This is a genomic window from Enterobacter sp. BNK-16 (assembly GCF_048684955.1).
Lineage (GTDB): Bacteria > Pseudomonadota > Gammaproteobacteria > Enterobacterales > Enterobacteriaceae > Enterobacter > Enterobacter bugandensis.
In genome coordinates, this window is record NZ_JBLQTQ010000001.1 from 412298 (window position 1) to 430734 (window position 18437).

An 18437-nucleotide genomic window follows, 5' to 3' on the forward strand; every position below is an offset into this window, starting at 1 on the left:
GATGATTCTGTTAGAATCGGCAATTATTTTTTAATTAGATCAGCGCTAATACTGCTTCACAACAAGGAATGCAAATGAAGAAATTGCTCCCCATCCTTATCGGCCTGAGCCTGACGGGCTTCAGTGCAATGAGCCAGGCGGAAAACCTGTTACAGGTCTACCAGCAGGCACGTCTGGGCAACCCTGATTTACGTAAATCAGCGGCCGATCGTGATGCTGCGTTTGAAAAGATTAACGAAGCGCGTAGCCCACTGCTGCCGCAGTTAGGTTTAGGTGCAGATTATACCTACAGCAACGGTTTCCGCGACGCTAACGGCGTTAACTCCAATGCTACCAGCGCCTCACTGCAATTAACACAGACGCTGTTTGATATGTCCAAATGGCGCGCCCTGACCCTGCAGGAAAAGAGCGCGGGCATCCAGGATGTGACCTATCAGACCGACCAGCAAACGCTGATCCTGAATACTGCCACCGCGTACTTCAACGTGCTGAGCGCCATTGATGCGCTCTCCTACACCGAAGCGCAGAAACAGGCGATCTACCGCCAGTTGGATCAAACCACCCAGCGCTTCAACGTGGGTCTGGTGGCGATCACCGACGTGCAGAACGCCCGTTCACAGTACGACACCGTGCTGGCCAACGAAGTGACCGCGCGTAACAACCTCGACAACGCGCTGGAATCCCTGCGCCAGGTGACCGGGAATTACTATCCTGAGCTGGCTTCCCTGAACGTCGACAGCTTCAAAACGGATAAGCCGCAGGCCGTTAACGCCCTGCTGAAAGAGGCGGAAAACCGCAACCTGACGTTGCTGCAGGCGCGTCTGAGCCAGGACCTGGCCCGCGAGCAAATTCGTCAGGCGCAGGACGGCCATCTGCCAACCCTGAGCCTGAGCGCGTCCACCGGCGTTTCTGACACGACCTACAGCGGCTCTAAAACAAATTCTGCCCAGTATGACGACAGCAATATGGGTCAGAACAAAGTGGGCCTGAGCTTCTCTCTGCCGCTGTACCAGGGCGGTCAGGTAAACTCTCAGGTGAAACAGGCGCAGTACAACTTTGTTGGCGCGAGCGAGCAGCTGGAAAGCGCGCACCGCAACGTGGTGCAGACCGTGCGTTCGTCCTTCAACAACGTGAACGCGTCTATCAGTAGCATCAACGCCTATAAACAGGCCGTTGTGTCTGCACAGAGCTCCCTGGACGCGATGGAAGCGGGTTACTCGGTCGGTACACGTACTATCGTTGACGTGCTCGACGCGACCACCACGCTGTACAACGCGAAACAGCAGCTCTCCAGCGCACGTTACCAGTACCTGATTAACCAGCTGAACATCAAGCAGGCGCTCGGTACGCTGAACGAGCAGGATCTGCAGATGCTGAACAGCGCGCTGGGCAAACCGGTCTCTACCTCGCCGGACAGCGTTGCGCCGGAGAACCCGGAGCAGGTTGCCGCCGTTGATAACTTCAACGCTAACGGCAGCGCCCCTGCCGCACAGCCAGCGGCCGCGCGTAGCACGGCACCTGCAAGCAGCGGTTCTAACCCGTTCCGTAACTAAGAGTGTTATCACGCCCTCTCTCACCGGGAGAGGGCGCAGCTGAATCACACCCGAACGTAAGCCAACGTAAAGATCCCCCTGATTCCGCCCCTCTTCGCTTCATTTTCAACCACTCATCCACTATCCTGAGCGTTATTACCACTGGGTCCTGGAAGACAAACATGAAACGGACAAAAACGATCAATCACGCGTCGTTCCGCAAAAGCTGGAACGCACGTCATCTCACCCCTGTTGCGCTGGCAGTAACCGCGGTCTTTATGCTGGCAGGCTGTGAGAAAAACGACGAAACGGTTTCGCTGTATCAAAACGCGGACGACTGCTCCGCCGCAACCGGCCAGACAGCAGAATGTAAAACCGCCTACACCAACGCCCTGAAAGAAGCGGAACGCACCGCGCCGAAATACGCCTCGCGCGAAGACTGCGTGGCGGAATTTGGTGAAGGACAGTGTCAGCAGACGCCAGCTCAGGCAGGTACTGCGCCGGAAAATCAGGCGCAGGCGCAGTCCAGCGGCAGCTTCTGGATGCCATTAATGGCAGGCTACATGATGGGCCGCCTGATGGGCGGCGGTGCGGGCTATCAGCAGCAACCGCTGTTTAGCTCGAAAAACCCGGCCAGCCCGGCTTATGGTCAATATACCGATGCCAGCGGCAAAGGCTATGGCGCAGCGACCCCGGGCCGCACCGTGACCGTCCCGAAAACCGCGATGGCGCCGAAGCCTGCGACCACCAGCACCATCACCCGCGGTGGGTTCGGTGAGTCTGTGGCGAAACAGACCAGCATGCAGCGTAGTGCAACAGGCACTTCCACTCGCTCAATGGGCGGCTGATCATGGAACGAGTCGGTATTACCGAGCGCCCGGACTGGCGCGAAAAAGCCACTGAATACGGTTTTAACTTCCACACCATGTACGGCGAGCCGTACTGGTGTGAAGATGCTTACTACAAACTGACGCTCGACCAGGTGGAAAAACTGGAAGAGGTGACGGCCGAGCTGCACCAGATGTGCCTGAAGGTGGTGGATAAAGTCATCAACAGCGACGAGCTGATGACTAAATTCCGTATTCCGAAGCACACCTGGAGTTTCGTTCGTCAGTCGTGGAAAACGAATCAGCCTTCGCTTTACTCTCGCCTCGATCTAGCGTGGGACGGCGTGGGTGAGCCGAAGCTTTTAGAAAACAACGCGGATACGCCGACCTCTCTTTACGAAGCGGCATTCTTCCAGTGGATTTGGCTGGAAGATCAGATGAACGCCGGAAACCTGCCGGAAGGTAGCGACCAGTTCAACAGCCTGCAGGAAAAGCTGATTGAGCGTTTCGCCGAACTGCGGGAGCAGTTTGGCTTCAATCTGCTGCATCTTGCCTGCTGTCGCGACACGGAAGAAGACAGGGGCACGGTACAGTATCTGCAGGACTGCGCAGCCGAAGCGGAAGTGGCGACTGAATTCCTCTATATCGAAGATATTGGCCTGGGGGAAAAAGGTCAGTTTACGGATATGCAGGATCAGGTGATCAGCAACCTGTTCAAGCTCTATCCGTGGGAATACATGCTGCGTGAAATGTTCTCCACCAAGCTGGAAGACGCGGGCGTGCGCTGGCTGGAACCGGCGTGGAAGAGCATTATCTCCAATAAAGCCCTGCTGCCGATGCTGTGGGAGATGTTCCCGAACCACCCTAACCTGTTGCCAGCTTACTTTGCCGAAGATGAGTTCCCACCGATGGAGAAATACGTCGTTAAGCCTATCTTTTCCCGCGAAGGCGCGAACGTCTCCATTATCGAAAACGGTAAAACGCTGGAAGCGGTTGAAGGTCCATACGGTGAAGAAGGGATGATCGTCCAGGAGTTTTATCAACTGCCGAAATTTGGCGACAGCTATACGCTGATCGGCAGCTGGCTTATTAACGATCAACCTGCCGGGATCGGCATCCGCGAAGATCGCGCGTTGATTACGCAGGATCTGTCACGGTTCTATCCGCATATTTTTGTTGAATAAAACTTGCCCGGTGGCGCTACGCTTACCGGGCATGTTTTTTACCCCACCTGCACCGACAGCATACTCAAACTGCCCATTTCAATGCCGTCAACCGGAATGGTAACCGGCTCCTGACCGTCCCATGCACCTAACACATACAGCAGCGGCAGGAAGTGTTCCGGCGTCGGGTTAGAGAGCGAACCGCCTTCGTGATCCAGATAGTTCACTAACGGATGCTTCTCAACCGGGCCTTGCCAGGTCAGGTTCGCTTTGACGTAGGCGTTAAAAGCGCTCGCCCACGGGTATGGCGTGTTCTCACCGTGCCAGCGCGCCGTACGCAGGTTATGCACCACGTTGCCGCTTGCCACCAGCATGATGCCCTCATCACGCAGGGTCGCCAGTTTGCGGCCCATTTCCAGATGCCAGGCCGCCGGTTTAGTGCTGTCGATGCTTAACTGCACCATCGGAATATCTGCATCAGGGTACATCTTAATCAGTACGCCCCACGAGCCGTGGTCAAAGCCCCAGGCTTCTTTATCCAGCGCCACTGGAACAGGTGCGAGCAACTCTACCAGCCGCTGTGCCAGCGCAGGCGAGCCGGGAGCCGGATAATGCGTATCATACAGCGCCTGCGGGAAGCCGCCGAAATCATGAATGGTTTTAGGCGCTTCCATGGCCGTTACGCCGGTACCACGGGTAAACCAGTGCGCAGACACCACCACAATCGCCTTCGGACGCGGCAATGTCTCCCCCAGATGACGCCAGGCGCGGGTATAAACGTTGTCTTCCATAACGTTCATTGGGCTGCCGTGGCCTAAAAACAGTGCAGGCATACGAGAAGAAGACATGGTGGTATCCTTAGAGAAGGTGTCAATTTGATGGTTCTACATTACGCGCATTCAGGTGAAGATAAACGCAGATAACCGTGAAGATCATCATCAGGAAATTTGAACGTAAGATATCGCTTAAGGAGAGTGCATGTCAGTACCCTTAATTTTGACCGTGCTTGCGGGTGCCGCGACCTTTATCGGTGCGTTCCTCGGCGTGCTCGGGCAAAAACCGTCTAATCGTCTTCTGGCGTTCTCGCTGGGCTTCGCCGCTGGCATCATGCTGCTTATCTCGCTGATGGAGATGCTGCCAGCAGCACTTCACACCGAGGGCATGTCTCCGGTTCTGGGCTACGGCATGTTCATCGTCGGCCTGCTGGGCTATTTTGCGCTCGACCGTATGCTGCCCCACGCCCACCCTCAGGATTTGATGCAAAAAAGCGTTACTCCAATCCCCGGCAACATCAAGCGCACGGCGATCCTGCTGACGCTGGGTATCAGCCTGCACAACTTCCCGGAAGGTGTCGCCACGTATGTCACGGCCAGCAGCAATCTGGAAATGGGATTTGGTGTCGCGCTGGCGGTAGCCTTACACAATATTCCTGAAGGACTTGCCGTGGCCGGGCCGGTTTATGCCGCAACGGGTTCAAAACGTACTGCCGTCTTCTGGGCGGGGATTTCCGGGATGGCCGAAATTCTCGGCGGCGTGCTGGCGTGGCTGATCCTTGGAAGCCTCGTCTCCCCTGTCGTGATGGCGGCGATTATGGCTGCCGTGGCCGGGATTATGGTTGCGCTCTCCGTAGATGAGCTGATGCCACTGGCGAAAGAGATCGATCCTAACAATAATCCCAGCTATGGCGTGCTGTGCGGCATGTCGGTGATGGGGCTAAGCCTGGTTCTGCTGCAAACGGCAGGTATAGGCTGACACGGATGCCCTCATCGATGAGGGCAATTCTTTGATGCGCCCCAGCGCAGCCGTTGCATTTTACACTGTCTGCGGCTCTGTATTTACAATTGGAAAATCAAGAGTTTTTATGGATATTTTTAAGCGCAATATTTCCCGATTAAATTGCGCTTAAAAAACCGCTGCTGCATGAAATATTAACCGGTTACGATAGTAATAAATTATATATTAACCTCCTCTAAAAATATCTTTAAGCCTCATTAATCGTAAAAGCCCCCCTCAACCCGTTATACTTTGCGAGCATTCTGAAAATTAATATTCAGATTATGAATTCAATTGAAAAAGGATATTTTCATGTATATGGGTAAAAAAGTACTGTTAGCGGTTGCGATGGCTGCCATCGTTTCGGGTTCTGCTTTTGCTGATGACCAGGGTTCCGGCAAAATCAAATTCAAAGGCGTGGTCATTGATGCACCGTGCAGCATTGCACCAGACAGCGTTGATAAAGAAGTGGACCTGGGTGAAGTCACCACTGCCGTTATCAATGCCAACAAAAAGTCTACCGCTGTTCCGGTTGATATCAATCTGGAGAACTGCCAGCTTGACGATCCGGCGGACGAAACGGATACGCCAGTAACCAAAGTTGACGTGACCTTCACCAGCGCAGCAACTGACGCTACTGACACCAGCCTGATGAGCAACACCTATGCAAGCGGTGCTCAGAACGTCGGTGTTCGTCTGCTGGACAACAACGAAGCCAACATCACCCTGGGTTCGGCTCAAACGGTCGATCTGCTGGCGGGTTCCACCACTCAGACTCTGCACTTCAAAGCATTAATGGAAGTTGCTCAGGGTAAAACTGCCACAGCGGGTCAGGTTGAAGCGACTGCCAACTATGTGCTGATGTACAAATAAGGCAATGCATCACGATAAAACCGGCTGGCATTATTTGCCAGCCGGTATGTGATATTATTTTGGTAACAGGATGATGACATATAAATTACAATCTAAAATCATCATTGCGTCCCTGTTAATGACGAAGATTGCCTCTGCCACCGAGTTTAATATCAATGCCATTGATAAAGACCAGCGGGGCAGCGTTGACCTCTCCCTTTTTAAAAATGAAATAGCGGTTACCCCTGGCAGCTATTTTGTTACCGTATCTATTAACGACACACCGCTGGCTAACGGCTGGCAGCTTAGCTGGAAAGAGGTAAATAACACGGTACAGGTGTGTATTCCTCCTGAGCTGGCGGATACGTTTGCCCTGAAAGAGGAAGTCCGCGACGCCTTACCCGAAAAAGAGGGATGCGTCGACTTTTCCTCCAGACCGGATATTACCTTTAATTTTGAACAAGCGACCCAGACGCTGAAGGTCACCGTACCCCAGGCATGGTTGCAGTACCGCGCCGCCGACTGGATGCCACCCGCAACGTGGGACAATGACGTACCGGGCGTGATTCTGGATTACAACCTGTTCGCCAGCCACTATCAGCCCAGCGACGGCAGCAGCACCAACAACGCCAACACCTATGGCACGGCGGGCGCGAATATGGGCGCATGGCGCCTGCGCAGTGATTATCAGTACAGCCAAACGCATACCGATGCAGGTTCGGATCATGACGGACGCTTTTCGCGCGTCTACATGTTCCGCCCTCTTCCTTCGCTTGGTGCTAAGCTGACGCTGGGTGAAACGGACTTCCAGTCCTCAATCTTTGACGCTTTTACCTATACCGGCGCCTCCCTGATCAGCGATGAGCGCATGCTCCCCTGGTCGCTGCGTGGCTATGCGCCACAAATTACCGGTATCGCGCAAACCAACGCGACCGTCACCGTCAGCCTGGCCGATCGCGTAATTTATCAAAGCAAAGTCCCACCTGGCCCCTTTGTTATTCAGGATCTTAACCAGTCCGTTCAGGGAACGCTGGACGTAAAAGTGACGGAGGAAGACGGGCGCGTCAGCACCTTCCAGGTCTCGGCGGAATCGGTGCCTTTTTTAACGCGTAAAGGGCAGGTTCGCTACAAGCTGGCGGCGGGTAAAGCGCGTAAAGACGCCTCTCATGACGTCGAAGACACCGGTTTTATGAGCGGTGAATTCTCATGGGGAATGCTGTCAAACACCTCGCTCTATGGCGGGACGCTTGCCGACGGGGATCATTACCGTTCCGTTGCCGCCGGGATCGGGCAAAATATGGCGCATCTGGGTGCCCTCTCTTTTGACGTCACGCAGGCCACCAGCCAGCTCCCCTTCCAGGATAGCCAGACGGGTTACAGCTATCGTTTTAACTACAGTAAGCGTTTCGATACCACCGGCAGCCAGCTTACGCTTGCCAGCTACCGCTACTCCGATCGGAAGTTCCTGAGCTATGCCCGCTTCCTTGATTATGACGACAACGATCGTCAGACAGAAAAGCAGACGTTGAGCGTAACGGCCAGCCAGTACATCAGCCCGTTATCGCTCAACCTCTACGTCAACGTACTGCGTCAGACCTGGTGGAATGAAGCCCCGTCCACGACGGGAAGCATTACCGTAGGCTATAACTTTGATCTGGGACGCTGGAAAAACCTCGGCGTCACCCTCTCCTGGAGCAAAACGCATTACGAAGATGAAGACGACGATACGCAGTTTTATCTTTCCCTGAGCGTACCGATCGATCCGGATCATCGTCTCAGCTACGATCTGCACAACAGCGATAGCCTGAGCCAAAATGTCTCCTGGTACGACACGTCCGATCGCAATAATACCTGGGGCGTCTCCGCGGGGACGGAGAGTGAACACGCGGACGCGGGCGCACAGATGAGCGGTAACTATCAGCATTATTCACCGTTTGGCGATCTGAATATCTCCGGAAGTTATAAAGCTGATGAATATAACTCCCTGAGCGCCAGCTGGAATGGCTCGTTTACCTCAACGGCCAAAGGCGCGGCGCTGCACCGTCGCAGCTACGGTAACGAACCGCGCGTGATGGTCAGCACCGACGGCGTCGGCAACATTCCGCTGAACATGTCGCGGGATGAAACCAACCGCTTTGGTATCGGCGTTTTACCGTCGGTTTCCAGTTACTCTCCCGCCAGCGTACAGGTCAATCTGGATAACCTGCCTGACGGCGTCGATGTGGACAACCGCATCACGACCACCACCTGGACCGAGGGGGCGATTGGCTACCGCCAGATTGCCACGCGCGCTGGCAACGATATTGCCGGCATTATCCGTACGCCAGCCGGCACTCCGCCGCTGGGCGCGATTGTTCACCTGCTGGAAAGTGACCAGCAAATCGGCATGGTCGCCGACGAAGGCCACGTCTGGCTGGGAGCAGTCGAGCCTGAACAACAATTCCGGGTAACGTGGGGTGACAATCAGCAGTGTCGCTTCTCGCTGCCTTCACACCTTGAAAACAGTATGCAGTTGATACTGCCATGCCAGTAAGAAACCATGATGAAACTGACCTCATTCACTAGCCTGTGCCTGATGTTAATCGGCACCGCATTTACCACCCACGCCGCCGTTAACCTGGACCGCACCCGCATTGTGTTTCCGGAAAGCGATAAGGCCAGCAGCCTCAAGATTGATAATCAGAGCAAAACGTTGCCTTATCTGGCGCTCTCCTGGATAGAAGATGAAAACGGACGCAAGGAGGACAGCCATTTTATGGCGCTTCCGCCGATCCAACGTCTTGAAGCGGGCGCCTCGTCTCAGGTCCGGATTGTGAAGCAGGCCGCGACCGCCCGGTTGCCGAAAGACCGGGAATCACTGTTTTATTTCAACCTGCGCGAGGTGCCGCCGAAAAGTTCCAGCGCGAGCGAGGAACGCAGCGTAATGCAGGTCGCGATGCAGAGCAGGATCAAACTGTTCTGGCGTCCCAAAGCGATCGCCAAAAAGGCAGGCGATCAGGCAGAAATGCGTATGGAAGTCACCGCAAACGCGAAAGGGCTCACCGTGCATAACCCTACGCCTTATTACATCACGCTGGCGTGGCTGAGCAAAAATGCGAAAACCATGCTGCCCGGTTTTGACAGCCTGATGATCGCCCCGTTTGCGACGGCGACAACCTCTACCGGTGACTATCACGGCAACTACTACAGCATTGGCTACATCGATGATTACGGTGCGCTGAAAAAGGTCGACGCGCAATGTTCAGGTACGGCGAAATGTACGCTCAGCGAGCATAAGGTCGATAAAGATGCGCAAGCTCGCTAATCTGCTGTTCCTGCTGCTGATATCCGCTCTGCCCGTAAGAGAAGCGCTGGCGCTGGACTGCTATCTTGGTGCTTCAGGCGGGCCGGTTGAAGAGACAAAAACCATCTCGCCCTTTGCTATCCCCAGCAACGCGCAGGTGGGGCAGAAAATCTGGGAATCAGATGACATTAAAATCCCGGTTACCTGCGATCACAACGTCACCAGCGGCTTTCAGCCGGAAGACGTTTACGCCTGGGTCAACCCTTACCCGGCCGCAACGGACCCTTACTATGAGCTTGGCGTAACCTACGAAGGTGTGGACTACGATGCCACGGGCCAGCCGAATGGCGTGGATACCCGCCAGTGTCTCGATAACAAGAACATCCTCATCTATACCCCGGCTCAGATCCGGCAGATGGGCTGGGAAAACCTGATCTGCTCCGGTAACCCGGATGACGTCCATACGACACGCACGTTTATTGCCCGCTTTCGCCTGTTTGTAAAAATTAAGGCGATTCCGCCTCACGGCTACGTGAGTTCGCTCGGCGATTACATCGTGGTGCAGTTTGACGGTAAAGGCGGGGTCAACCAGATGGCCGACGCGAAAAACCTGAAGTATCACATCAACGGCTTGCAAAACATTACCGTTCTGGACTGCGGGGCAACCTTCAGCATCTACCCTGAAAACCAGGAGATCGATTTTGGCACCTTCAGCGCTCGCGACATTGTGAACCAGAAAACGCGCGTTCGTGAATTTACGGTCAAAACCACCAAGGTGCAGGACGCGCAGTGCTCTGATGGATTCAAAATGGATTCGTCATTCTACACGAACGAAAAACTCAGCGCTGACGATACGGCGCTATTGATTGGCAACGGGCTAAAACTGCGTATTCTGAACGGAACGGATCCGTTTACCTTCAACCACTATCAGGAGTATGCCGACTTCACCGGGAGTACGTTGCAGTATGAGCAAAAGTACACGGCAGAGCTGTCGTGGGATGAGGGAAAAGCGATCCAGTCCGGACCGTTTGAAACCGTGGTGCTGTTTAAAATTAACTACCACTAGCGACAAAAAAGCCGGGTTTCCCCGGCTTTTTCACATCAGCGGTCTCAGCTGGCCTTGCGCTCGTGCGCCTGGCGGTATTCTACCAGATCTTCAATTGTGACAACCGGCATGTTGTGCAGACGCGCAAAGGTGATGCACTCTGGCGCGCGGGCCATGGTGCCGTCATCGTTGGTCAGTTCACACAGCACGCCCGCAGGCTTAAAGCCCGCCAGTGTCACCAGGTCGATCGTCGCTTCGGTGTGACCACCACGGGTCAGCACGCCGCCCGCCTGTGCGCGCAGCGGGAAGACGTGGCCCGGACGGTGCAGATCGGAGGGTTTCGCATCGTCAGCAATGGCGGCACGCACGGTGGTCAGACGGTCAGCCGCAGACACACCGGTGGTTACGCCATGCGCCGCTTCGATGGTCACGGTAAAGCCGGTACCAAAGGCGCTGGTGTTGTTCTCAACCATCATCGGCAGATCAAGCTGCTTACGACGATCTTCGGTAATACACAGGCATACGATGCCGCTGCCGTGACGGATGGTCAGCGCCATCTGTTCAACGGTCATGTTTTCGGCGGCGAAAATCATGTCGCCTTCGTTTTCACGGTTTTCATCGTCAAGCACCATCACACCGCGGCCTTCGCGCAGTGCATCCAGTGCATGTTCAACACGTTGAGTTGAAGTGCCAAAAGAGGAAAGTAGCGTCTGATTCATGGTAAAAAAAACCTCATTAACATTATGGTTACCAGAATCAGGGCAGTCTTAGGAGCGCCGTATAAGCGGCAAAAAGATAACGTGAGCGGGCCCATGCCCGACTGGATCGTTACTCTCTCCCATCCGGACTCTAACCGTCGGCCCCGGAATTACACCGGATCTGCTGACCTTTGAGAATTCACCCAAAGCGCTCGCGGGCTTTCAGCGCTAAGCTGATTTACCGCCGGTGGGGAATTTCGCCCCGCCCTGAGAATAAGCGAGATAACTATAACGCTATTGATTAACCTGGGCAATGCATAAGCTTCAAACAAATCTGCTTTATCCTGGGTCATGACGCGCTACAATGTTCATCAACACCGACTTATCAAGGGAAGCCATTATGATTGACCCGAAAAAAATTGAGCAGATCGCGCGTCAGGTTCATGAGTCCATGCCAAAGGGCATTCGTGAATTTGGTGATGACGTTGAGAAGAAAATCCGCCAGACGCTGCAGGCGCAGTTGGTTCGCCTTGATTTAGTCAGCCGCGAAGAGTTTGACGTGCAGACCCAGGTCTTGCTGCGCACCCGCGAGAAGCTGGCGCTGCTGGAACAGCGTCTGAGCGAGCTGGAAAACCGCAATGCGCCGGAAGAAGTGAAGCCAGCACCGGCCATTCCGCCGGTGGACGATCAGGAGTAAGTGCGGCCTGATGCCCTCTCCCACAGGGAGAGGGTGAAAAAAAACGGGCCAACTGGCCCGTTTTTTACTGACTGTCTTTCTGGATCTTCTTGATGATGTTGGTGGTTGAACACCCGTCCTCAAAATTGAGCACCATCACCTCACCGCCGTTGGCCCAGACCTCTTCGCTGCCTGCGATTTGCTCTGGCTTGTAATCGCCGCCCTTCACCAGCAGGTCTGGCAGGATCCCGGCAATCAGGCGCTGCGGGGTATCTTCTTCAAACGACACCACCCAGTCCACCGCTTCCAGCGCGCCAAGCACAATCATACGTTGCTCGAGCGGGTTCACCGGGCGCGTTTCGCCCTTCAGGCGTTTGGTCGACGCATCGCTGTTCACTGCCACAATGAGGCGATCGCCCAGCTTGCGCGCATTCGCCAGATACGACACGTGGCCCGCGTGCAGGATGTCAAACACGCCGTTGGTCATCACCACTTTTTCACCGCGCTTGCGCGCGGCGGCAACGGCCACCTTCAGCTCGTCTTCGGTCATGACGCCAAAACCGGTATCAGCACGCCCGCGCACCGCGTTTTCCAGCTCGATGGGCGAAACGGTTGAAGTACCCAATTTACCGACGACCACGCCCGCCGCGGCGTTTGCGAAGTAGCACGCCTCTTCCAGAGAGTTACCCGCGGCCAGCGTCGCCGCCAGCACGCCGATCACCGTATCACCGGCACCGGTCACGTCGTACACTTCCTGCGCCTGGGTTGGCATATGCAGCGGCGCCTTGCCCGGCTGCAGCAGCGTCATCCCCTGCTCGGAACGGGTGACCAGCAGCGCGGACAGCTCGAAATCAGCGATGATTTTCATGCCGCGCTCAACCAGCTCTTCTTCCGTTTTGCACTTGCCCGCCACCGCTTCAAACTCGGAGAGGTTTGGCGTCAGCAGGGTTGCGCCGCGATAGCGCTCAAAGTCAGTACCTTTCGGATCGATCAGCACCGGCACGCTGGCTTTACGCGCCAGCTGAATCATCGTTTGCACGCTCGCCAGCGCGCCTTTGGCGTAGTCAGACAGCACCAGCGCGCCGATGTTGCCCAGCGCCTGGTTAATGCGCTCGTGCAGCGGCTCGGGATCAACGCCTTCGAACCCTTCTTCAAAATCGAGGCGGATCAGCTGCTGGTTACGCGACAGCACGCGCAGCTTGGTGATGGTTGGGTGTGTCGGAACAGAAACGAAGTCGCACTTCACGTTCACGTCCGCCAGCGACTTGCTCAGCGCACGCGCCGCATCGTCAATGCCGGTCAGGCCCACCAGACGCGAATGCGCGCCCAGCGAGGCTATGTTCATCGCCACGTTTGCCGCGCCGCCGGGACGCTCTTCAATGGTGTCGACCTTAACCACCGGTACCGGCGCTTCAGGAGAGATGCGGCTGGTCGGCCCATACCAGTAGCGATCCAGCATCACATCCCCGACAACCATTACTCCAGCACGTTCAAACTCTGGCAGTGTTACTTTCATTCCTGACTCCAGAAAGATTCACAATTTGCGCGCGATAATATCACACTTGTTTTGTTACGCACGGCTCCACCAGCCATTTCTGCCAGCTTGCCGTCACCTGGGCGCGCTCTGCGGTAAAACAGTCCAGCGCCACGTGGCCCGGCTGTTCCTGCAATGCCAGGTGATGAAGCTCATCGCGCAGCGTGGTGTAGGCGCGGGTTAAGGCCTGCGCCTCCTGCTCGTCCATAATGTCGTTTTGCGCCAGCAGTTCCAGAATGCGCACGTTATCGGACCAGCGCGTCAGCTTCGGCTTGTCGTGGGCATGCAGTAGCACCAGGTACTGAGTGATGAACTCAATATCGGTAATCCCGCCCTCATCGGCTTTAATATCAAAGCGATCGCGATGTTTGTTACCCAAATGCGCGCGCATTTTCTCACGCATTTCACGCACTTCAGTTTGCAGGGTGCTGCCCTCTCGCGGGGTCGTCATGACTGACTTACGGATCGCATCGAACTGCGTTTTGAGCTGCGGATCGCCGTACACCACGCGGGCGCGCACTAACGCCTGATGTTCCCACGTCCAGGCTTCGTTCTTCTGATAATCGGCAAACGCGTCCGTCGAGGTGACCAGCATGCCTGCCGCGCCGGACGGGCGCAGACGCGCGTCCACCTCGTACAGAATGCCCGACGAAGTGCGGGTGCTGAACAGGTGCATGATGCGCTGGGCCAGGCGCAGGTAGAACTGCCGCCCGTCAATCTCACGTTCGCCGTCGGTCATCACGTCCGCCGGACAGTCGTGCAGGAAAATCAGATCCAGATCGGAGCTGTAGCCCAGCTCCCAGCCGCCCAGCTTGCCGTAACCAACCACGGCAAACCCTCGCCCCTCGCGGTCAGCAAGGTGCTTCGGCTGGCCGTAGCGGGCCACCATTTGCACCCACGCCTGGTGGACTACCGCGTCGATGATCGCCTCCGCCAGCCAGGTTAAGTGATCGCTCACTTTCATTACCGGCAGCGTACCGGCGATATCCGCTGCCGCTACGCGCAGCATCTGGGCCTGCTTAAACTGACGCAGCGCCTCCAGCTGCTGCTCTTCGTCCTCTTCCGGCACGCGCAGCAGATACTGGCGCAGCTCGTCGCGGTAGGCGTCCGTCGCCGTCGGCTGATAGAGCGTGTTCGGGTCGAGCAGTTCGTCCAGCAGCAGCGGGTATCGCGCCAGCTTGTTGGCTACCATCGGCGACGCGGCGCAGAGGGTAATCAGGTGCTTCAGCGCGCCGGGAAACTCGCTCAGCAGTTCAAGATAGGTGGTACGCGTGATAATCCCGCTCAGCAGCGGCATCATGCGCGACAGCGGCACTGGCGCATCCTCGCGGGAGCAGACGTCGCTCAGCAGGTGCGGCATCAGATGATCCAGCACCTGCCGACCGCGCGGGCCAATGGCGCGCTTGTTCAGTTCGAGACGAAAATCGGCAATCAAGGCCACCACGCGATGGCGGGCGTCGTCGCTTAAGTGCGCCAGCACCGGCGTGGTGTCATCTTCCTGAAGCGCGTCCTGCCACAGTTCGCGCCAGTGCTCGGAGAGCGCATCGTCCGGCGATTCACTTTCGTCGTCACCAATAAGGTCGTTAAAGATGCGGCGAACGCCTGCCATATGGGCATCCAGCCGTTCGGTCAACGTTGACCAGTCATCCACCCGCATGCCCCAGGCCAGGCGCGCCCGGTTCAGCTCATCGCCTGGCAACGTCTGGGTCTGTTCGTCGTTAATGCTTTGCAGCAGGTTTTCCAGACGGCGCAGGAACAGATAGGACTCGCGCAGGGTTTGCGCGTCGCCGTCCGGCAGCAAATGCAGTTGCTCAATGGCGCTCAGCGTCGGCAGCAGCGAGCGGGACTGCAGCGACGGCTCGCGCCCGCCGCGGATCAGCTGGAAGACCTGAACGATAAATTCGATTTCGCGGATGCCGCCCGCGCCAAGCTTGATGTTGTCCTTCAGGCCGCGACGGCGCACCTCGCGGGCGATCATCCCTTTCATATTGCGCAGGGACTGGATCACGCTAAAGTCGATGTAACGGCGGAACACGAACGGGCGCAGCATGGCACGCAGCTCATTGGCGTAAGCGTCGTCGCTGTCGCCCATGATCCGCGCTTTGACCATCGCGTAACGCTCCCAGTCGCGCCCCTGCTCCTGGTAATAATCTTCCAGCGCGGCGAAGCTCAGCACCAGCGGGCCGCTGTCGCCAAACGGGCGCAGGCGCATGTCCACGCGGTAAACAAAGCCGTCCTGCGTAGGCTGATCCAGCGCCTTAATCAGACGCTGCCCGAGTCGGGTAAAGAACTGGGCGTTATCCAGCTCGCGACGACCGCCTCGCGTGGCGCCATTCTCCGGCCAGGCAAAGATCAGGTCGATATCCGAGGAGAAGTTCAGCTCGCAGCCGCCCAGCTTGCCCATCCCCAGAATCAACAGCGGCTGCGGAACCCCTTCTTCGCTGCACGGCGTGCCCCACTCTTTACAGCAGGCGGCGTAGAGCCAGTCCCGCGCGGCGACAATCAGCGTCTGCGCCAGTTCGCTCAGCTGCTGCAAGGTGCTCTCTTCACTCACCAGCTCCAGCGCCTGCGCCCAGGCAATGCGCACCATCACCCGGCGACGGAACTGACGCAGAACGCGCATCAGCGTGGCTTCATCCGCCACCTCTGCCAGCGCGGTTTGCAGCCAGCCAGCATAGTGCCGCCACTCATCAGCCTGCGGCGGCGCGCTTTCCAGCTCTGCCAGCCAGTCAGGATTGGCGCTGACGCTCTCCTGCACAAAATCACTGAACGTGAGCACGCTTTTCGCCTGCTCGCTTAACGATGACGCGGGTAACCACTCGGGCAGACGTTCGCAAACGGTTTGCCAGTGCTGCTGTAACTGCGAAGAAAGCGGCATATCAGGGGTTCCTTGCCAGAATTAACGTTTTCCGCTGTGCAGCCAGTATGGATCCTGCGAAATGGCTTCGTTGCGGAAATGCTCGATCTCAATCTGCTGACGGGTCTCAATGGCATGCTTAAGCCCCTGCCAGTTCTCCAGCCAGGCCTGCGCCTTCACGCCCTCGTACGCTCCCGACAGAAGCAACATGCTGTCGATATTACGCGCCAGGCGGGGAAGCTGGTCGCCATACTGGTCGCCCAGCGGATGCGCGAAGGTGGTTCTCAGCTCGGCGGCGTGGCGGGAAAGATGGATATCCGCGAAGCGTTTAAAGTTGTCCGCGATTTTGGTCTGCGCTTTTGCATCGAGGAAGACGCGCCAGCCGCGCGTCACCAGAAACTCGGTCAGCGCCAGTTTTGCCGCGGCATTTTGCGGGCTATAAAGCGCGGTTTGCGCCGACACGTCGGAAAGCAGCAGCGTTTCGGTCTGGGTCAGCAGATCGCGTAAGTGAGCGCTAGCTTTACGCGGTACGATACCGCCAAACAGCGTCAGGGTATGACGCACCAGTCCGATAGCGGCCAGCACCTGTTTTTTGGCATTTTTGACGTTACGCGCCCACAGTTCTTCATGGTACTGCCATTGGGAGAGCGCCAGCTCCAGCGCCGCTTCCATGCCCTGTTCAATGCTGGCTTTCGGGACGACACGCAAAATCGGAGTCTCTCTCAGCACGCGTGGCGCATTTCCGGCAGCCAGGTGGTAGCCCCGCGCCGCTTTGCTCAAGCTGCCCTGACGTAAACCCGGCTGGCTTACCAGCTTGCGCGCCAGCTTCAGCACGTCGCTCGCATCGCCTTCCAGAAGTTCCAGCTCCAGCTCGCAGATCGGTTCCTGGAACTCACCCGCCTTCACCTCGCCTAAATCCAGCGCGATTTCAATGCGGCTCTTGCCTTCCGTCACCAGCCATTTCTCGCGAGCGAAATCGGTGCAGAACAGCGGCTGCACCTGCCCTGCCAGCGTGGCGGGCAGTTCGCCTTCCGGCCAGACTTCCGCCGGGAAACGTTCCAGCTCAAGTTCTGGCTTACTGATGTCGATATTGTATTCCGGGCGCTGATGCAAACCGCCGACCACGCGGCCGGCGATTTTCATCGTCATCTCGTAGCGTCCGTTCGCGCCGCGGATGCGCAGCCCCATATCGTGGTTGCGCAGCCAGTTGTCCGGCGTTTCGTAGTAGATGTTGAGCAACGGTACGGGTTCATGGTGCTCGCCGGAGAGCGTATTCAGATGCTGACGGAGCGCGTCAACGCTGTCTTTTTCGACGATAAATTTTAATTCGATTTCCTGAGCCATAGCCTTGTACTTTTGCGGGCGTCACAGACGCGTCAATGAGGGCGAACTTCCTCGCCATTTGTTTGTCAGTACATAGTATTTTGCGCCAAATTGCCATGCAATGAGCAATTTGTCGGGCGTAAATGTGTAGAGTCGTGACACAGATGATTCTGATTGCTGATGAATGCTTTGCGTAGAGACACTGTTGCCACTACTATCGTTCCACTTTTTATGAAAATAACGACTAATGATGCTTAAATTACGCCTGATTGGACTTACTTTACTCGCTTTAAGCGCCGCAACCGCAGTGCACGCTGAAGAGAAGCGTTACGTTTCTGACGAACTTAACACCTGGGTGCGCAGTGGCCCCGGAGATAATTATCGCCTCGTGGGCACGGTGAATGCCGGCGAGGAAGTCACCCTGTTGCAGACCAACGCGGAGACCAATTACGGTCAGGTTCGCGACAGTTCCGGCCGTACCTCCTGGATCCCAATGAAAGAGCTGAGCACCGTGCCAAGCCTGCGCACCCGCGTGCCGGATCTGGAAAACCAGGTGAAGACACTGACCGACAAGCTGAACAACATCGACGGGACCTGGAACCAGCGCACCGCTGAAATGCAGCAGAAAGTGGCGCAGAGCGACGGCGTGATCAACGGTCTGAAAGAAGAGAATCAAAAGCTCAAAAACGAGCTGATCGTCGCGCAGAAAAAAGTGAACGCCGCGAACCTGCAGCTTGATGACAAACAGCGCACCATTATCATGCAGTGGTTTATGTATGGTGGCGGCGTGCTGGGCGTTGGTCTGGTGCTGGGTCTGGTTCTGCCACATCTGATCCCAAGCCGTAAGCGTAAAGATCGCTGGATGAACTAATTC

At 56.4% G+C, this 18437-nt stretch carries 15 protein-coding genes and 1 riboswitch; of the genes, 10 read left to right on the top strand and 5 right to left on the bottom strand.

The annotated features are described in order from the left end of the window. The first annotated feature begins 74 nt into the window (after window positions 1-74). The 3 genes from tolC to ACMGGH_RS01985 all read left to right on the top strand — a co-directional run bounded on the left by tolC (window position 75) and on the right by ACMGGH_RS01985 (window position 3543). Window positions 75-1553, top strand: a complete 1479-nt coding sequence (gene tolC, locus ACMGGH_RS01975; protein WP_028014444.1) for an outer membrane channel protein TolC — start codon at window positions 75-77, stop codon at window positions 1551-1553. A gap of 161 nt (window positions 1554-1714) precedes the next feature. Further along, window positions 1715-2380: a DUF1190 family protein gene (locus ACMGGH_RS01980; RefSeq protein ID WP_049000611.1), complete on the top strand. Its 666-nt coding sequence runs from the start codon at window positions 1715-1717 to the stop codon at window positions 2378-2380. Window positions 2381-2382: 2 nt separating this feature from the next. Further along, the gene (locus ACMGGH_RS01985; protein WP_045261129.1) at window positions 2383-3543 is read left to right on the top strand and encodes a glutathionylspermidine synthase family protein; all 1161 of its coding nucleotides are present in this window, start codon (window positions 2383-2385) and stop codon (window positions 3541-3543) included. Window positions 3544-3581: 38 nt separating this feature from the next. Here ACMGGH_RS01985 and ygiD read toward each other — a convergent pair whose 3' ends face one another. Beyond that, window positions 3582-4370: a 4,5-DOPA dioxygenase extradiol gene (gene ygiD / locus ACMGGH_RS01990; RefSeq protein ID WP_232948970.1), complete on the bottom strand. Its 789-nt coding sequence runs from the start codon at window positions 4368-4370 to the stop codon at window positions 3582-3584. Window positions 4371-4500: 130 nt separating this feature from the next. Between ygiD and zupT the strand changes: the two genes are divergently transcribed. The 5 genes from zupT (at window position 4501) to ACMGGH_RS02015 (ending at window position 10496) form a co-directional block, all read left to right on the top strand. Then, on the top strand, window positions 4501-5274 hold the full coding sequence (zupT, locus tag ACMGGH_RS01995) for a zinc transporter ZupT (protein ID WP_028014448.1): 774 nt from the start codon (window positions 4501-4503) through the stop codon (window positions 5272-5274). Between the two features lie 333 nt (window positions 5275-5607). After that, entirely contained in the window at window positions 5608-6168 is a 561-nt protein-coding gene (locus ACMGGH_RS02000; RefSeq protein ID WP_045261131.1) for a fimbrial protein, read from the top strand. Window positions 6169-6241: 73 nt separating this feature from the next. After that, window positions 6242-8680 (top strand): fimbria/pilus outer membrane usher protein, encoded by a 2439-nt coding sequence (locus tag ACMGGH_RS02005; RefSeq protein ID WP_232948996.1) that lies wholly within the window; start codon window positions 6242-6244, stop codon window positions 8678-8680. Window positions 8681-8689: 9 nt separating this feature from the next. Then, window positions 8690-9451 carry a molecular chaperone gene (locus ACMGGH_RS02010; RefSeq protein ID WP_048959459.1) on the top strand — a complete coding sequence of 254 codons (762 nt, stop codon included), beginning with the start codon at window positions 8690-8692 and terminating at the stop codon, window positions 9449-9451. Beyond that, window positions 9435-10496 carry a fimbrial protein gene (locus tag ACMGGH_RS02015; RefSeq protein WP_028014452.1) on the top strand — a complete coding sequence of 354 codons (1062 nt, stop codon included), beginning with the start codon at window positions 9435-9437 and terminating at the stop codon, window positions 10494-10496. Before ACMGGH_RS02010 ends, ACMGGH_RS02015 begins: the two co-directional genes overlap by 17 nt. A 44-nt stretch (window positions 10497-10540) precedes the next feature. Here ACMGGH_RS02015 and ribB read toward each other — a convergent pair whose 3' ends face one another. Next, window positions 10541-11194 (bottom strand): 3,4-dihydroxy-2-butanone-4-phosphate synthase, encoded by a 654-nt coding sequence (gene ribB, locus ACMGGH_RS02020; protein WP_028014453.1) that lies wholly within the window; start codon window positions 11192-11194, stop codon window positions 10541-10543. 107 nt (window positions 11195-11301) lie between these two features. Beyond that, window positions 11302-11452: riboswitch (FMN riboswitch) on the bottom strand. Window positions 11453-11573: 121 nt separating this feature from the next. Here ribB and ubiK point away from each other — a divergent pair. Further along, entirely contained in the window at window positions 11574-11870 is a 297-nt protein-coding gene (ubiK, locus tag ACMGGH_RS02025; RefSeq protein ID WP_028014454.1) for a ubiquinone biosynthesis accessory factor UbiK, read from the top strand. A gap of 64 nt (window positions 11871-11934) precedes the next feature. Here ubiK and hldE read toward each other — a convergent pair whose 3' ends face one another. From hldE to ACMGGH_RS02040, 3 genes are read right to left on the bottom strand one after another with little or no spacing between them, the layout of a single operon-like run. Further along, entirely contained in the window at window positions 11935-13365 is a 1431-nt protein-coding gene (gene hldE, locus ACMGGH_RS02030) for a bifunctional D-glycero-beta-D-manno-heptose-7-phosphate kinase/D-glycero-beta-D-manno-heptose 1-phosphate adenylyltransferase HldE (RefSeq protein WP_003862540.1), read from the bottom strand. Between the two features lie 40 nt (window positions 13366-13405). Continuing rightward, window positions 13406-16261 carry a bifunctional [glutamate--ammonia ligase]-adenylyl-L-tyrosine phosphorylase/[glutamate--ammonia-ligase] adenylyltransferase gene (glnE, locus tag ACMGGH_RS02035; protein WP_420299057.1) on the bottom strand — a complete coding sequence of 952 codons (2856 nt, stop codon included), beginning with the start codon at window positions 16259-16261 and terminating at the stop codon, window positions 13406-13408. A gap of 21 nt (window positions 16262-16282) precedes the next feature. Beyond that, a complete protein-coding gene (locus tag ACMGGH_RS02040; RefSeq protein ID WP_232948972.1) occupies window positions 16283-17584 on the bottom strand; it encodes an inorganic triphosphatase in 1302 nt (433 codons plus the stop codon). A gap of 229 nt (window positions 17585-17813) precedes the next feature. Here ACMGGH_RS02040 and ACMGGH_RS02045 point away from each other — a divergent pair, with 229 nt between their 5' ends. Further along, window positions 17814-18434: a TIGR04211 family SH3 domain-containing protein gene (locus ACMGGH_RS02045; RefSeq protein ID WP_041911953.1), complete on the top strand. Its 621-nt coding sequence runs from the start codon at window positions 17814-17816 to the stop codon at window positions 18432-18434. Window positions 18435-18437 lie beyond the last annotated feature (3 nt).

Coding starts and splice junctions, on each gene's coding strand:
- ACMGGH_RS02005 (WP_232948996.1), top strand. CDS start 6,242: ATGACATATAAATTACAATCTAAAATCATCATTGCGTCCCTGTTAATG.
- zupT (WP_028014448.1), top strand. CDS start 4,501: ATGTCAGTACCCTTAATTTTGACCGTGCTTGCGGGTGCCGCGACCTTT.
- ACMGGH_RS02000 (WP_045261131.1), top strand. CDS start 5,608: ATGTATATGGGTAAAAAAGTACTGTTAGCGGTTGCGATGGCTGCCATC.
- ACMGGH_RS01985 (WP_045261129.1), top strand. CDS start 2,383: ATGGAACGAGTCGGTATTACCGAGCGCCCGGACTGGCGCGAAAAAGCC.
- tolC (WP_028014444.1), top strand. CDS start 75: ATGAAGAAATTGCTCCCCATCCTTATCGGCCTGAGCCTGACGGGCTTC.
- ACMGGH_RS02045 (WP_041911953.1), top strand. CDS start 17,814: ATGCTTAAATTACGCCTGATTGGACTTACTTTACTCGCTTTAAGCGCC.
- ACMGGH_RS02040 (WP_232948972.1), bottom strand. CDS start 17,584: ATGGCTCAGGAAATCGAATTAAAATTTATCGTCGAAAAAGACAGCGTT.
- ubiK (WP_028014454.1), top strand. CDS start 11,574: ATGATTGACCCGAAAAAAATTGAGCAGATCGCGCGTCAGGTTCATGAG.
- glnE (WP_420299057.1), bottom strand. CDS start 16,261: ATGCCGCTTTCTTCGCAGTTACAGCAGCACTGGCAAACCGTTTGCGAA.
- ACMGGH_RS02010 (WP_048959459.1), top strand. CDS start 8,690: ATGAAACTGACCTCATTCACTAGCCTGTGCCTGATGTTAATCGGCACC.
- hldE (WP_003862540.1), bottom strand. CDS start 13,365: ATGAAAGTAACACTGCCAGAGTTTGAACGTGCTGGAGTAATGGTTGTC.
- ACMGGH_RS02015 (WP_028014452.1), top strand. CDS start 9,435: ATGCGCAAGCTCGCTAATCTGCTGTTCCTGCTGCTGATATCCGCTCTG.
- ACMGGH_RS01980 (WP_049000611.1), top strand. CDS start 1,715: ATGAAACGGACAAAAACGATCAATCACGCGTCGTTCCGCAAAAGCTGG.
- ygiD (WP_232948970.1), bottom strand. CDS start 4,370: ATGTCTTCTTCTCGTATGCCTGCACTGTTTTTAGGCCACGGCAGCCCA.
- ribB (WP_028014453.1), bottom strand. CDS start 11,194: ATGAATCAGACGCTACTTTCCTCTTTTGGCACTTCAACTCAACGTGTT.